This window comes from Ruegeria sp. BG11, from assembly GCF_056538565.1.
Genome location: NZ_JBQFTH010000069.1, coordinates 1 through 522 on the forward strand (window position 1 = coordinate 1; position 522 = coordinate 522).

A 522-nucleotide genomic window follows, 5' to 3' on the forward strand; every position below is an offset into this window, starting at 1 on the left:
CGGCGCGATTTTCATCACATGAGCCAACGCGTGGCTGGGTTCCAGCGCTGGGATGATGCCCTCGGTCGCGCAGCACAGCTGGAACGCCTCAAGCGCCTCTTTGTCGGTGATCGAGACATAGTTGGCGCGGCCAATGTCGTTCAGCCAGGAATGCTCGGGCCCAATGCCCGGGTAATCCAGACCAGCCGAGATCGAATAGCCCTCAAGAATCTGACCGTCGTCATCCTGTAACAGATACGTACGGTTGCCGTGCAGCACGCCCGGACGGCCTCCGGTCAGCGAAGCGCAATGCTCCATCTTCTCATTCACGCCTTTGCCACCGGCCTCGACGCCGATGATGTTGACGTCTTTGTCGTCGAGGAAGGGGTAGAACAGGCCCATTGCATTCGACCCACCACCGATGGCAGCGATGATCGTATCGGGCAGACGGCCTTCGGCCTTCATCATCTGCTCTTTCGCTTCCTTGCCGATGATTGACTGGAAGTCACGCACCATCGCCGGATAGGGATGCGGACCGGCCAC

Annotated in this window: 1 protein-coding gene; it reads right to left on the reverse strand. The window is 59.8% G+C overall.

Annotation, left to right across the window (positions count from 1 at the left end):
- Positions 1-522, reverse strand: a 522-nt coding sequence (locus ACR0JF_RS23435; protein WP_480670149.1) for a pyridoxal-phosphate dependent enzyme, incomplete at both ends; no start/stop codon positions are given.